Source organism: Streptomyces sp. NPDC033136 (assembly GCF_055578235.1).
The window spans coordinates 38,905-52,771 of the sequence record NZ_JBVIPD010000027.1 but is presented as its reverse complement, the minus strand read 5'-3'; the positions used below and the strand labels follow the sequence as shown (position 1 = coordinate 52,771).

Annotated in this window: 12 protein-coding genes; 9 read left to right on the top strand and 3 right to left on the bottom strand. The window is 72.7% G+C overall.

The features are described 5' to 3' along the window. Window positions 1–77: 77 nt before the first annotated feature. Window positions 78–2,387, bottom strand: a complete 2,310-nt coding sequence (locus ACZ5TL_RS34115; protein ID WP_468594681.1) for a beta-xylosidase/alpha-l-arabinosidase — start codon at window positions 2,385–2,387, stop codon at window positions 78–80. 183 nt (window positions 2,388–2,570) lie between these two features. Between ACZ5TL_RS34115 and ACZ5TL_RS34110 the strand changes: the two genes are divergently transcribed. The 4 genes from ACZ5TL_RS34110 to ACZ5TL_RS34095 all read left to right on the top strand — a co-directional run bounded on the left by ACZ5TL_RS34110 (window position 2,571) and on the right by ACZ5TL_RS34095 (window position 6,728). Continuing rightward, on the top strand, window positions 2,571–3,635 hold the full coding sequence (locus ACZ5TL_RS34110; RefSeq protein ID WP_468594680.1) for a LacI family DNA-binding transcriptional regulator: 1,065 nt from the start codon (window positions 2,571–2,573) through the stop codon (window positions 3,633–3,635). 243 nt (window positions 3,636–3,878) lie between these two features. After that, window positions 3,879–4,916, top strand: coding sequence for an LCP family protein (locus ACZ5TL_RS34105; RefSeq protein ID WP_468594679.1), 1,038 nt, complete (start codon window positions 3,879–3,881; stop codon window positions 4,914–4,916). A 127-nt stretch (window positions 4,917–5,043) separates the two neighbouring features. Next, the gene (locus tag ACZ5TL_RS34100; RefSeq protein WP_468594678.1) at window positions 5,044–5,400 is read left to right on the top strand and encodes a YciI family protein; all 357 of its coding nucleotides are present in this window, start codon (window positions 5,044–5,046) and stop codon (window positions 5,398–5,400) included. 47 nt (window positions 5,401–5,447) lie between these two features. Further along, window positions 5,448–6,728 (top strand): RNA polymerase sigma factor, encoded by a 1,281-nt coding sequence (locus ACZ5TL_RS34095; protein ID WP_468594677.1) that lies wholly within the window; start codon window positions 5,448–5,450, stop codon window positions 6,726–6,728. A 3-nt stretch (window positions 6,729–6,731) separates the two neighbouring features. Here the strand turns inward: ACZ5TL_RS34095 and ACZ5TL_RS34090 are convergent, their stop codons facing one another. Further along, window positions 6,732–7,895 carry a THUMP-like domain-containing protein gene (locus tag ACZ5TL_RS34090; RefSeq protein ID WP_468594676.1) on the bottom strand — a complete coding sequence of 388 codons (1,164 nt, stop codon included), beginning with the start codon at window positions 7,893–7,895 and terminating at the stop codon, window positions 6,732–6,734. A gap of 129 nt (window positions 7,896–8,024) precedes the next feature. Here ACZ5TL_RS34090 and ACZ5TL_RS34085 point away from each other — a divergent pair, with 129 nt between their 5' ends. The 5 genes from ACZ5TL_RS34085 to ACZ5TL_RS34065 all read left to right on the top strand — a co-directional run bounded on the left by ACZ5TL_RS34085 (window position 8,025) and on the right by ACZ5TL_RS34065 (window position 13,300). After that, on the top strand, window positions 8,025–8,951 hold the full coding sequence (locus tag ACZ5TL_RS34085) for a polysaccharide deacetylase family protein (RefSeq protein WP_468594675.1): 927 nt from the start codon (window positions 8,025–8,027) through the stop codon (window positions 8,949–8,951). Then, entirely contained in the window at window positions 8,948–9,673 is a 726-nt protein-coding gene (locus ACZ5TL_RS34080) for a polysaccharide deacetylase family protein (protein ID WP_468594674.1), read from the top strand. Before ACZ5TL_RS34085 ends, ACZ5TL_RS34080 begins: the two co-directional genes overlap by 4 nt. Window positions 9,674–10,016: 343 nt before the next feature. Continuing rightward, the gene (groES, locus tag ACZ5TL_RS34075) at window positions 10,017–10,325 is read left to right on the top strand and encodes a co-chaperone GroES (RefSeq protein ID WP_003974211.1); all 309 of its coding nucleotides are present in this window, start codon (window positions 10,017–10,019) and stop codon (window positions 10,323–10,325) included. A 116-nt stretch (window positions 10,326–10,441) separates the two neighbouring features. Next, entirely contained in the window at window positions 10,442–12,067 is a 1,626-nt protein-coding gene (groL, locus tag ACZ5TL_RS34070) for a chaperonin GroEL (protein WP_468594673.1), read from the top strand. Window positions 12,068–12,247: 180 nt separating this feature from the next. After that, window positions 12,248–13,300 (top strand): hypothetical protein, encoded by a 1,053-nt coding sequence (locus ACZ5TL_RS34065; RefSeq protein ID WP_468594672.1) that lies wholly within the window; start codon window positions 12,248–12,250, stop codon window positions 13,298–13,300. 50 nt (window positions 13,301–13,350) lie between these two features. Here the strand turns inward: ACZ5TL_RS34065 and ACZ5TL_RS34060 are convergent, their stop codons facing one another. After that, a complete protein-coding gene (locus tag ACZ5TL_RS34060) occupies window positions 13,351–13,800 on the bottom strand; it encodes a hypothetical protein (protein ID WP_468594671.1) in 450 nt (149 codons plus the stop codon). Between the last annotated feature and the right edge of the window lie 67 nt (window positions 13,801–13,867).

Below are 13,867 nucleotides of genomic sequence, written 5' to 3'. Positions count from 1 at the left end.
CGCGCGGAGGCTCACGGCGTCCCCTGTGTCCCCCGCGCGGGGGCTCACGGCGTCCCCCGTGTCCCCCGCGCGGAGGCTCATCCCACCCCCGACACCTCCGTCTCGCACCGCAGCCGCCGGCCGGCTCCGGCGACCCGGACCGGACCCGTCAGGGTGAGGTGTGCCGTGTGGCGTACGTCCGTGCTGGACGCCGCCAACCGGAGGTCCAGGGCGCCCGGTTCGACCACCTTGCGGCCCGAACGGTCGGTGAACGCCGAGAGGTCCGTGTGGAAGCGGAACGTGACCCGGGCCGCCTCGCCGGGGGCCAGCTCCACCCGCTGGTAGCCGATCAGCCGCATGTCGGGGCGGGTCACCGACGCCACCGGGTCGTGCAGGTACAGCTGCACGACCTCGGCGCCCTCGCGGTCGCCGATGTTGCGGACGGTCACGGACAGGTCGCAGGAGCCGTCCGTGCCGATCTCGGACGGCTCGGCCGTGGAGCAGTCCTCCCAGGTGAACGCCGTGTACGAGCGGCCGTGGCCGAAGGCGTGGAGTGGGGTCGGATCGAGGTTGCTGACCTCGCCCGCGAGGCCGAGGGGCGGCTGGAGGTAGGTCCAGGGCTGGCCGCCGGGGTCCCGGGGGACGCTCACGGGGAGGCGGCCCGAGGGGTTCACACGGCCCGACAGGACGCCCGCGACCGCCGGGCCGCCCTCCTCGCCCGGGAAGAAGGCCTGGACGACCGCGCCCAGGCGGCCGCCCCAGCGGCCGAGGGCGTACGGGCGGCCGGTCAGCAGGACCAGCACCACGGGGACGCCGGTGGCGACCAGCGCGTCCAGCAGTGCCCCCTGGGCGCCCGGCAGGCCGAGGTCCGTCGCGTCGCAGCCCTCGCCGGAGGTGCCGCGGCCGAACAGGCCCGCCCGGTCGCCGAGCACCGCCACGCAGACGTCGGCCTCGGCGGTGCGGGCGATGGCCTCCTCGAAGCCCGCGGTGTCCGGGTCGGTCACGTCGCAGCCCTCGGCGAACGTCACCTTGGCGTCGGGGAGTTCGGCGCGCAGGGCGTCGAGGACCGTAGGGATCTCGATGCCGGCCGGCACGTCGGGGTGGTGGGTGAGGACGTGGGAGGGGAAGGAGTAGCAGCCCAGCATGGCCAGGGCGTCGGCAGCCCGGGGGCCGACCACCGCGATCCGGGTGCCGGGGGCCAGCGGCAGCAGGCCGTCGGGGTTGTCGAGGAGGACCACCGACTCCTCGGCCAGGCGGCGGGCCAGGACGCGGTTGCCCGTGGAGTCCAGGTTGACCGAAGCCGTGGGCTCGGGTGCCCAGTCCTCGTCGAGCAGGCCCAGTTCGCACTTCTGCAGCAGGACGCGGCGGGCCGCGCGGTCCACGAGTTCCTCGGGGACCTGGCCCGACCGGACGGCGTCCAGGAGCGGCCGGCCGTAGCACTTGAGGGTGGGCAGCTCGACGTCGATGCCGGCGGCGAGGGCCGCGTGGGCCGCCTCGGCCGGGGTGCCGGCGACGCGGTGGAGGGTCTGCAGGAAGCCGATGCCGAAGTAGTCGGCGACGACCGTGCCGGTGAAGCCCCACTCCTCGCGCAGCAGCCGGGTCAGCAGCTCGGGGTCCGCGGAGGCCGGGACGCCGTCCGTCTCGGTGTAGGCGGCCATCACCGAACGGGCCCCGCCCTCGCGCAGTGCCATCTCGAAGGGCGGCAGGGTGATGTCGGCGAACTCGCGGATGCCCGCCCGCACGGGGGCCAGATTGCGGGCACCGGCCGAGGAGGCGTACCCGGCGAAGTGCTTGAGCGTGGCGACGACCCCGGCCGCCTCCAGGCCCCGCACGTACGCGGTGCCGACCGTGCCGACCAGGTACGGGTCCTCGCCGATGGTCTCCTCCACGCGGCCCCAGCGGGGATCGCGTACGACGTCCAGGACGGGCGCGAGGCCCTGGTGGACGCCGGCCGCGCGCAGGTCGTCGCCGATGCGGCGGGCCATCTCCTCGACCAGCGGCGGGTCCCAGGTCGCGCCCCAGGCCAGCGGGACCGGGTAGGCCGTGGCCTGCCAGGCGGTGAAGCCGGCCAGGCACTCCTCGTGCGCCATCGCCGGGATGCCGAAGCGGCCGGCCCCGGCGATCCGCCGCTGGGCGCGGGCCAGGGCTCGCGCGCCGAGCGCCGGGTCCACGGGTGCGGTGCCGAAGGAGCGGGTGAGCTGGCCCAGGCCGTGGGTGATCAGCTCGTCCCACTCGTAGTCGACGGTCATGTCGTGCTGGTACGGAGCGACCCCGTCGCCGTCCGTGGCGGCGCCCACCCACACGCCGTACAGCTGGGCGGTCTTCTCCTCCAGGGTCATCCGGGAGAGCAGGTCGTCGACGCGGGCGGTGGCGGGCAGCGCGGGGTCACGCCAGGGCGCGGTGGTCATGAAGCTCCTGTCGGGTGGACGGGACGGCCCTCTCGAACGGTGCTGACGAGCGCGCGAACGATGCTGACCAGCGGTTCCCGCACCCGCTTCTCCGAATGTTTCGATATCTACGCCGAATGTTCCGGGAACCTATGGTGCCCCGAGGGCTTCGTCAAGGGGGCCCGCAGGGATACGATCGCCGCCATGACATCCCCGGAGCCCGTTGAAAGCGGGACGCAGACCCGGACGCGGGGGCGCACCGCGCGGGCCGCGACGCTCGCCGAGATCGCCCGTGAGGCTGGTGTGTCGGCGCCGACTGTTTCGAAGGTCCTCAACGGCCGGGCCGACGTCGCCCCGGCCACCCGGGCCCGCGTCGAGGAACTGCTGCGCGCCCACGGCTACCGGCGCCGGCGGGCCGAGGCGACCCGCTCCCCCCTGCTCGACCTGGTCTTCCACGAACTCGAGAGCGCCTGGGCGATGGAGGTCATCCGGGGCGTGGAGAACGTGGCTCGGGACGCCGGGCTCAGCGTCGTGCTCTCGGAGAGCGCGGGGCGGCTCACCCCCGGGCGGACCTGGGCCGACCAGGTCGCCGCGCGCCGGCCGCACGGCGTGATCCTCGTGCTGTCCGGGCTCGACGCGTCGCAGCGGGCGCTGCTGACCAGCCGCTCGATCCCGTTCGTGGTGATGGACCCGGCCGGTGACCCGGGCGCCGACGTGCCCTCGATCGGCGCGACCAACTGGCAGGGCGGGCTCGCGGCCACCCGGCACCTGGTGGAGCTGGGGCATCGCCGGATCGGGGCGATCAGCGGCCCGTCGCAGATGATGTGCAGCCGCGCCCGTGTCGACGGGTACCGGGCCGCGCTGGAGACGGCCGGACTGCCGGTGGACCCGTCGCTGATCGCGGCCGGGGACTTCCACCACGAGACCGGCCACCGCAAGGGCCTCGAACTGCTGCGCCGCCCGGACCGGCCGACCGCCGTCTTCGCCGGGAACGACCTGCAGGCGCTCGGACTGTACGAGGCCGCCCGGGAGCTGGGGCTGCGCATCCCCGAGGACCTGAGCGTGGTCGGCTTCGACGACCTGCCGGTGGCCCCCTGGGTCGGGCCGCCGCTGACGACCGTACGGCAGCCGCTGACGGAGATGGCCGAGGCGGCGGCCAGGCTGGTGCTCGACCTCGGGCGGGACGAGGGGGCGGCGGCGACGCGCGTGGAACTGGCGACCAGCCTGGTGGTGCGCAGCAGTACCGCGGCGCCCGTGACCGGAGGATGACGTATTGGCGGGTGGGGCGGATGTCTCCACACTCCACCGAAGCCAATCGGTTGTACCGTCGAAAGTTTCGGCGGCACCCGCAGACGCCGCCGTCACCGGACGCGAGTTCAACTGGCTCACCCCCAGCAACGCCATGAAGTGCTGCGGTGAGTCCGGTTCAAGTCGGCCCCGAATCTGAGAATTTCCGAAGAAAAGGCGCCCTGGGCTCCCTGCCCGTAATAATTCGGACTTACGTTCCTGCCCGTGACGGGACGCGACGGGGACGAGGGCCACGCAGTGGGCCGGCGATCGACAGCGCTGAAGACCGCCGGCCTCACCCTGGCAGGTGTGCTGGTGCTGGGCGCGGGAGCGGCGGGCTGGGCCTACCGGCATCTCGAGAGCAACATCACCGGCGTCGACATCGACAACGCGCTCGGTGACGACCGCCCGCACAGGCCGCTGAGCACGCCGTCGCCCTCGGCCTCCGCCCTGCCCGGCGGAGCCCTCAACATCCTGGTCCTCGGCTCGGACTCGCGCAGCGGCGAGCAGAACCGGAAGCTCGGCGGCGGCGACAGCTCCGGGGCCCGCTCCGACACGGCGATGGTCGTCCACCTCGACGCCGGGCGGACCGCCGCGACGGTGGTGAGCATCCCGCGCGACACCCTGGTCACCCGCCCGTCCTGCCCGCGCCCTTCCGGCGGGTCGACGGCGGTCGCCCACCGGTCGATGTTCAACAGCGCCTACGCGGTGGGCGGTCCGGTCTGCGCGGTGAAGACGGTCGAGTCGATGACGAACGTCCGCATGGACCACTACCTCGAGATCGACTTCTCCGGCTTCGCCAGGCTGGTCGACGCCCTCGGCGGCGTCACCGTCACCACGGACGAGGACATCGCCGACGACGACAGCCACCTGCACCTGAAGGCGGGCACCCACCACCTGGACGGCACCCGGGCGCTCGCGCTGGCCCGCACCCGGCACGGCATCGGCGACGGCAGCGACCTCGGCCGCATAGGCCTCCAGCAGAAGCTGGTGACGGCCCTGCTGGAGCAGATCGCCGCCCAGAACCTGCTCACCGACCCGGCGAAGCTCTACCGTGTCGTCGACGCGGTGACCGCCGGCCTCACCACCGACACCGGCCTCGACTCCCTCACCGAGCTGACCCGCCTCGGCCAGAGCCTGCAAGGCCTGTCGGCGAGCGGGGTGCGGACGGTGACGATGCCGGTGGTCCGGGCCCCGTCGGACCCCAACCGGGTGGTGGCCGAAGAGCCCGAGGCGCGGAAGCTGTGGGAGTCGCTGCGCTGACCTGCGAAGACGCGCTCCGGGAAATTCGCGGAGAAAAATCCGGCGAGTGTGTCGATCCGGCGGTCTCCCGATCGACGCAGGGGTGAGAGCGGGACAGGAACCCGCTCCGGGAACCCGAGGAGTCACCATGCCGCGCTTTCTGACCCTGATCCGCATCGACGAGAAGAACGCCCCCGCCGAGGGCCCGAGCCCCGAGCTCCAGGAGCGGATGGGCAAGCTTCTGGAGGAGATCACCAAGGCCGGGGTCATGCTCGACACGGCCGGGCTCACGCCGACCTCGGACGGCAGCCGGGTGACCTGGGACGGCGGGCAGCTGTCCGTCACCGACGGGCCGTTCACCGAGACCAAGGAGGTCATCGGCGGCTACTCGATCAGCCAGTGCAAGGACAAGGCCGAGGCGATCGAGTGGACCAAGCGTTTCCTGTCGCTGCACGAGGAGTACTGGACGATCACCGCGGAGGTCCGGCAGATCGCCGAGGGCTGACCGGTCCGCCTTGGCGGGGCGGCGCCTCGGGTGTCTGATGGTGGGCTGTGACACCGCAGCCCCCCGCCTCCCCGGCGCCCCGCCCCGACGGGGCCACCGAGATCGTCGAGACCGTCTTCCGCATGGAGTCGCCCCGGATCATCGCCGGCGTCGCCCGGATCGTCCGGGACGTCGGCATCGCCGAGGAACTCGCGCAGGACGCGCTGGTCGCGGCCCTGGAGCAGTGGCCGCGGGAGGGGGTGCCCGGCAATCCGGGCGCCTGGCTCATGGCCACCGCCCGCAACCGGGCCGTCGACCTGGTCCGCCGCCGGGAGAACTACGCCCGCAAGCTCGCGGAGATCGGCCGCGACCTGCCGGCCGTCGCGCCCCCGGAGGAGCCCGCCGACCCCGACGACATCGACGACGACCTGCTGCGCCTGGTCTTCACCGCCTGCCACCCGGTGCTGTCGACCGAGGCCCGCACGGCCCTCACCCTGCGCCTGCTCGGTGGCCTGACGACGGCCGAGATCGCCCGCGCCTTCCTGGTCCCCGAGCCGACCGTCGCGCAGCGCATCGTCCGCGCGAAGCGCACCCTGGCCACGAGGAACATCGCCTTCGAGGTGCCCTACGGCCCCGACCGTGAGGCCCGCCTCGGCTCCGTCCTCGACGTCATCTACCTCGTCTTCAACGAGGGGTACGCCGCCACGGCCGGCGACGACTGGCTCCGCCCGGCCCTGTGCGAGGACGCCCTGCGCCTGGCCCGCGTGCTCTCCGCGCTCATGCCCAAGGAGCCGGAGGTGCACGGCCTGACCGCCCTCCTGGAGTTCCAGGCGTCCCGTACGGCGGCCCGCACGGGCCCCTCCGGCGAACCGGTCCTCCTCAAGGACCAGAACCGCTCCCGCTGGAACCGCATGCTCATCGCCCGCGGCGTCGCCGCACTGGGCAGGGCGGAGGCCGCCTCCTCCGGCGCCCCGGGCTCGTACCTCCTCCAGGCCGCCATCGCCGCCTGCCACGCCCACGCGTACACCTACGAGGAGACCGACTGGCCCCGCATCGCCACCCTCTACGGCCTCCTGGCCTCCCGCTCCCCGTCGCCGGTGGTGGAGCTGAACCGCGCGGTGGCCGTCTCGATGGCCGAGGGCCCCGAGGCGGCCCTGCCCCTCATCGACGCTCTGGGCGACGACCCCGCCCTGCGGGACTACCACCTGCTGCCCAGCGTCCGCGGTGACCTCCTCGCCCGCCTCGGCCGTACCACGGAGGCCCGGGCCGAGTTCGAACGGGCGGCGTCCCTCACGCGCAACGAACGGGAGCGGGGCCTGCTGCTGCGGCGCGCGGCGGAACAGCCCTGACCGTCAGGCCGGGCGCCCGACGAGCATCGCCGGCGCTCCCGCGACCCGGGTCAGGAACACCGTCGCCGCGTGCGGCCCCTGGGGCTTGACCTTCTTGCGGAGTTCCTCCGGCTCGACCGCCGAGCCCCGCTTCTTCACGGTCAGCGTGCCGACCCGCCGCTCCCGCAGCAGCGCCTTCAGCTTCTTGACGTTGAAGGGGAGATGGTCGGTGATCTCGTAGGCGGTGGCGTACGGCGTCGGCCGCAGGGCGTCGGCCGTCACGTACGCGATGGTCGCGTCGAGGAGGCCGCCGCCGACCTGGTCGGCCACCTCGGCGACCAGATGGGCGCGGATCACGGCGCCGTCGGGCTCGTACAGGTAGCGGCCGGGCGGGCGGACCTGTGGGTCGGGCAGGCCGCGGGAGAGCAGGGTGCGGGGTCCCGGCAGCAGGGTGGCCCGGACCGCGCCCGGATCGGTGCCGAACCAGAGCACCGCCTCCTTCACGTCCCCGGCGGCCGAGATCCACTCGGCCTCGGCGTCCTCGGGGACCGCCTCGTGCGGGATGCCGGGGGCGATCTTCAGCGCGGCGGCGCGGGGGGCCCGGCGGGCGGCGGCGACGGCCCAGGACAGGGGCGGCGAGTAGGCCTCGGGGTCGAAGATCCGGCCCCGGCCGCCGCGTCGGGCCGGGTCGACGAAGACGGCGTCGTAGCCGGCCGTGTCCACGTCCGAGACGTCCGCCTCCCGCACCTCGATCAGGCCGGCCAGCCCCAGCGCGTCGGCGTTCGCCCGGGCCGCGGCGGCCGTGTGCGGGTCCCGGTCCACGGCCAGCACCCGGATCCCGGCCCGGGCCAGCGCGATGGCGTCACCGCCGATGCCGCAGCACAGGTCGGCCACGGAGATCACGCCCGACTCCGCCATACGCCGCGCCCGGTAGGCCGCCACGCTCGCCCGGGTCGACTGCTCCACCCCGTTCGGCGTGAAGAACATCCGCCCCGCGTCCTCGGCCCCGAACTTCACCGCCGCCCGCTGCCGCAGCCGCGCCTGCCCCAGCGCCGCCGACACCAGCTCCGCGGAGTGCTCGCGGCGCAGCCGGGTCGCGACGGCCAGCTCCCGCGCCGGGTCGGTGTCCCGCACCTCGTCGAGGAGGGCGCGGCCTTCGGGAGTCAGGAGGAGGGCGAGGTCGTTCACCGGATCATTGTCGGCCACGGGCCGGCCGCCGCGTCGTGCGGGAGGTGTGTGGGCCAGTCGGTGGACGGTGGGCCGTCGGCCGCGGTGTCGGGGCGGGTTCGCGGGGGCGGGCTGCGAGGATCCGGCACCATGCGAGCAGTCGTACAAAATGACAAGAGTCGGGCATCTGGCGGTGTGCGGATCGGCCTCGTCGTGCTCACCCTCGCCGCCATCGCCTTGGGCTGCACGCAGGGCGGCGGCAGCGACCAGGTCACCCCGGCCGGCGGCCAGCAGCCCCTCGACCAGCCTCCGGCCCGCGCGCTCGACTCCTACGCCACCAGGCTGCGCGCCGCGCACGCCGCCCGGGTCGCCGCGGCGCACCGCTGGGAGCTGAAGAGGGTCCCGCTGCCCGCCCCGCAGGCCCCCGCGCACAAGCCCAGGATCAAGACCCGCGAGGGCTTCGAGGTGGACGGCCACCGCGCGTCGGGCCTCCCGCCCGTGTTCACCACGGTCCCCACCCGGGACAAGGTCGTCTTCCTCACCATCGACGACGGCGCCGAGAAGGACCGCTCGTTCCTGCGGATGATGAGCGACCTGGACGTCCCCTACACCGCGTTCCTCAGCGGCTACCTGGTGAAGGACAACCCCCGCTACTTCCGGAAGATGCAGGCCAGGGGTGTGGTCCTCAACAACCACACCCTCCACCACCCTTACCTGCCGGGCCTGTCCTACCGCGCGCAGAAACGCGAGATCTGCGGCATGCAGCGCTACATGGAGAAGCGCTTCGGCAAGCGCCCCACCCTCTTCCGCCCGCCCTTCGGCAGCTACAACCGGGCGACCCTGCGCGCCGCCAAGGCCTGCGGCATCGCGTATGTCCCGCTCTGGAACGCGGAGGTCTTCGCCGACCGCTGGGAGTACCGCGAGGGGGACCGGAAGCTGCGCCCGGGCGACATCGTCCTCACCCACTTCCGGGGCCGCGACCAGTGGAAGGGCACGATGCCGGACATGATCCGCCGCTTCCTGAACAAGGTCACGGCCGAGGGGTACGCGGTGGGGCGGCTGGAGGACTACCTGTGAGGCGGCGGCCGGTCGCCGCCGCGCTGTGCGCGGGCGTGGTCCTGCTGACCGGCTGCGCCCAGGGGGCGGGTCAGCGGCCGGGAACGGCCGACGGCCGGGCCCAGGACCCCGCGCGCGCCGCGAGCCACCGCCGCCCCCTCCCACCCGTCGTCGACCACGTCGCCACCCGCGATCCGGTCGTCTTCCTCACCTACGACGACGGCGCCGAACGCGACCCCCGCTTCGTCGGCCTCGTCCGCGAACGGCGGCTCCCGGTCAGCATGTTCCTCACGGACAGCGTCGTGGGCCCCGGCTACGGACACTTCGCCCGGCTCCGCGCGGTCGGCGCGTCCCTGCAGAACCACACCCTCGACCACCCCGCCCTGCGCGGCCTGCCCTACGCCGGCCAGCGCGCCGAGATCTGCGGCCAGCAGCACAAACTCCACTCCCGCTTCGGCATCCGCCCCCGTCTCCTCCGCCCGCCCTACGGCCGGTACGACACCACGACCCTGCGTGCCGCCGCCGACTGCGGCATCACGGCGGTCGTCCTGTGGCGCGCTTCCCTGACCACCGACGGCGACCTGACCTACACCCGGGGCAGCCCCGGCCTGCGCCCCGGCGACATCGTCTCGGTGCCGTCCGGCGCGACCGGGTCCCTGACCCTGACGGAACGGACGCTACGGCTGCTGCGCGAGATCGAGGACCGGGGGCTGCGGGTGGGACGGCTGGAGGACTACCTCTGACGTCTTGGTGCCGAGCGGCGAAAACCCAGCCCGTCCGGCGCTTGAGGACGAGGCCGTCCAGGCCGAAGCGGGGGTCTGGGAGCGGCAGCCCCCAGAGGGCCAGGGCACCAATGCCGAGCACCGCAGGGACGCACTCCGACACCGGGATCCGGCCGACGCGCCGTCGGCAATTGGCACTCCGCTTGACCGAGTGCTAATCGCGGTCATAGTCTCGGCTCTGGCACTCGACACAGGAGAGTGCCAACACAGCGACGGGCAGGTCCGGCACCCGCGACGACGGATCCACCTGGTCGCCACCTCAGACAGTTAACCCCGTGAGATCTCCGAAGGGGGAGGTCGGATCGTGACGACCACCAGCTCCAAGGTTGCCATCAAGCCGCTCGAGGACCGCATCGTGGTCCAGCCGCTCGACGCCGAGCAGACCACCGCCTCTGGCCTGGTCATCCCGGACACCGCCAAGGAGAAGCCCCAGGAGGGCGTCGTCCTGGCCGTGGGCCCGGGCCGCTTCGAGGACGGCAACCGTCTTCCGCTCGACGTCTCCGTCGGCGACGTCGTGCTCTACAGCAAGTACGGCGGCACCGAGGTGAAGTACAACGGCGAGGAGTACCTCGTCCTCTCGGCCCGCGACGTGCTCGCGATCGTCGAGAAGTAATTCACCCCAAGCACACTGCTTTGAGCTGCGCCCCTGGCCCCCCGCGATCGATAAGAAGCCGGGCGCCCGGGGCGCAGTGCCGTTAACCCAGATTCCGGAAGAGGGCTCACGCTCCCATGGCGAAGATCCTGAAGTTCGACGAGGACGCCCGTCGCGCCCTCGAGCGCGGCGTCAACAAGCTTGCCGACACGGTGAAGGTGACGATCGGCCCCAAGGGCCGCAACGTCGTCATCGACAAGAAGTTCGGCGCCCCCACCATCACCAACGACGGTGTCACGATCGCCCGCGAGGTCGAGATCGAGGACCCGTACGAGAACCTCGGTGCCCAGCTGGTCAAGGAGGTGGCGACCAAGACCAACGACATCGCGGGTGACGGTACGACCACCGCGACCGTGCTCGCCCAGGCGCTCGTGCGCGAGGGCCTGAAGAACGTCGCCGCCGGTGCCTCCCCGGCCGCCCTGAAGAAGGGCATCGACGCCGCCGTCGCCGCTGTTTCCGAGGAGCTGCTCGCGTCGGCCCGCCCGATCGACGAGAAGTCCGACATCGCCGCCGTCGCCGGTCTGTCCGCCCAGGACCAGCAGGTCGGCGAACTCATCGCCGAGGCGATGGACAAGGTCGGCAAGGACGGTGTCATCACCGTCGAGGAGTCCAACACCTTCGGTCTGGAGCTGGACTTCACCGAGGGCATGGCCTTCGACAAGGGCTACCTGTCGCCGTACTTCGTGACGGACCAGGAGCGCATGGAAGCCGTCCTGGACGACCCGTACATCCTGATCACGCAGGGCAAGATCTCCGCCATCGCGGACCTCCTGCCGCTGCTGGAGAAGGTCATCCAGTCCAACGCCTCCAAGCCGCTGCTGATCATCGCGGAGGACGTCGAGGGCGAGGCCCTGTCCACCCTCGTCGTGAACAAGATCCGCGGCACCTTCAACGCCGTCGCGGTGAAGGCCCCCGGCTTCGGCGACCGCCGCAAGGCGATGCTGCAGGACCTGGCGGTCCTCACCGGCGCCACGGTCGTCTCCGAGGAGGTCGGCCTCAAGCTCGACCAGGTCGGCCTGGACGTCCTCGGCTCCGCCCGCCGCGTCACCGTCACCAAGGACGACACCACGGTCGTCGACGGCGCCGGCAACAAGGACGACGTGCAGGGCCGCGTCGCCCAGATCAAGGCCGAGATCGAGTCCACCGACTCCGACTGGGACCGCGAGAAGCTCCAGGAGCGCCTCGCGAAGCTGGCCGGCGGCGTGTGCGTCATCCGTGTGGGTGCGGCCACCGAGGTCGAGCTCAAGGAGCGCAAGCACCGTCTGGAGGACGCCATCTCCGCGACCCGCGCCGCGGTCGAGGAGGGCATCGTCTCCGGTGGTGGCTCCGCGCTCGTCCACGCCGTGAAGGTCCTCGAGGGCAACCTCGGCAAGACCGGCGACGAGGCCACCGGTGTCGCCGTCGTGCGCAAGGCCGCCGTCGAGCCGCTGCGCTGGATCGCCGAGAACGCCGGCCTGGAGGGTTACGTCATCACCTCCAAGGTCGCCGAGCTCGACAAGGGCCAGGGCTTCAACGCCGCCACCGGCGAGTACGGCGACCTGGTCAAGGCCGGCGTCATCGACCCGGTCAAGGTCACCCGCTCCGCCCTGGAGAACGCCGCCTCCATCGCCTCCCTCCTTCTCACGACCGAGACCCTGGTCGTCGAGAAGAAGGAAGAGGAGGAGCCGGCCGCCGCGGGCCACGGCCACGGCCACGCCCACTGACGCATGAGGCATGACGGCTGAGGGCTGACGGCGTCAGCTCGCCCGAGCCCGAGCGAAGGCCCGGCACCCCGGAGACGGGGCTGCCGGGCCTTCGCCGTATGCCGTTCTCCGCCGGTCGGGAACCGCGCAGGGGCCGGCGACGGTCTCCCCGCAGAGCAGGCGGATCACAAGGGGGTAGGGATGAACCAGGTGCTCTACGGGGAACGGTCCCGCAACCCGCTGGCGCGGACGGTGCGGCTCACCGAGGACGGACTGCGCAGGGGCGGCAGGACGACCCCGCTGGACGAGCTGAACCTCGCCGCCATGGCAGAAGCGTTCCTGCGGGGCTGCTGGCTCGGCGGCGGGGGCACCGAGCGCCCCCTGGGGAGGCTGCCCCAGGGCCCCGGCGTCGTCCCGGTCACCCGTGTGACCGGCACCACCACTCCCCTGAAGGCCCGTCAGGCTGCCGACTTCGCCCGCGCGCTGGGCGAACTGGCGGTGCGCGGGTGCGGCGGGCCGGACCACGTGGCCGACCTCGCCGCACGGGCGCGGGCGGAGGGCGTACCGCTGTGGATCGCGCGCCGCCACGCGCCCGGCCCCGCAGGACGGGTGACCGTCGCCGTGGACCGGCGCTCGGTACGCGTGGACGTCTGGGGCCCGCACGCCCCCGCCGTGCGCCTGTGGGCACCGTACGGCTACCGCCCCGACACCGCCGACCGGGCCAATGGCCTGGTCATGACCATCGGTGACACCACCGCACGGCTCGAACTGCGCAAGAAGGTGCGCAAGTCCAAGAGCAAGGTCGAGATCCGCCTGCCGGACCGGCTCTGGACCCTGCGTCGCGAGAACGCCGAGAGTTCGTGGCTGCTGCGCGACGACCAGCGGGTCGCGCTGCTGACCCGCCCCTCGCGGTGGCCCGGCCCCCCGCCGGGCTCGGTGCTGCTGCCGCTGGCCGACGTGCACCACGAGAGCCCCGACCCCCTGGACGCCGTCATGGCCCACGCGGTCGCGGTGTCCTTCGGCCTCGGCGACACGACGGGCCTGGCCAGATTCCGCGCCGTGAAACGCCGCCGGGACACGGACGAGGACACCTGGGACCACCCCTGGTTCAGCAACCTCGGCAGGGACCGCGACGACAACGAACCCGGTGGCGGCGACGGCTGGGGCAGCGACGGCGGGGACGGGGGTGACGGGGGCGGGGGCGGCAGTGACGGCGGCGGTGGGGACGGAGGGGGCGGTGGCGGAGGCGACTAGCCGTCCGGCGGCCCTACCCCTTCCGCGTCCTGAGACCTTCGCCCGGCGGCTCACCAGGACTTGCTACGGTCGAACTCCGTGACGTTGATCTTCACGTTCGGAGTCTTGAGCGTGGTGGGGGATTCACCCTTGGCCGTCTGTCCTGGCTGTACATCGGTGGCGAACTCGGTGGAGTTGTAAAGCCTGTTGCCGTCCGAGGCCACGGCTTCCCATTCCCAGGTGTAGTCCGACTTCTCCGAACTCCGGTTTCTGATCGTCCAGGTGACCCAGATGTCTTCGAATCCAGCCTGCGAGCGGTCGTCGATCTCGAAGCTGACGAGGTCGTCGCGTTCGATGCCCGCGGCCTCCGACCGTCCGCCCTGCGGCTCCTCGCCCTGCCCTTCGGCCTTCTCCGCGGTCGGGGTGCCCTTGTCCGGGACGGGAGCGGAGCTGTCGTCCTCGGCTGCACAACCGGCGACGACGAGTCCGCCCACCATGACCACTGCCACACAGGCGGCCACAACACCGGGTCTCCTCATAGCCTGCCCCTTTGACGGTTAATGACATGTATAAACCCTTTTGGTGCGA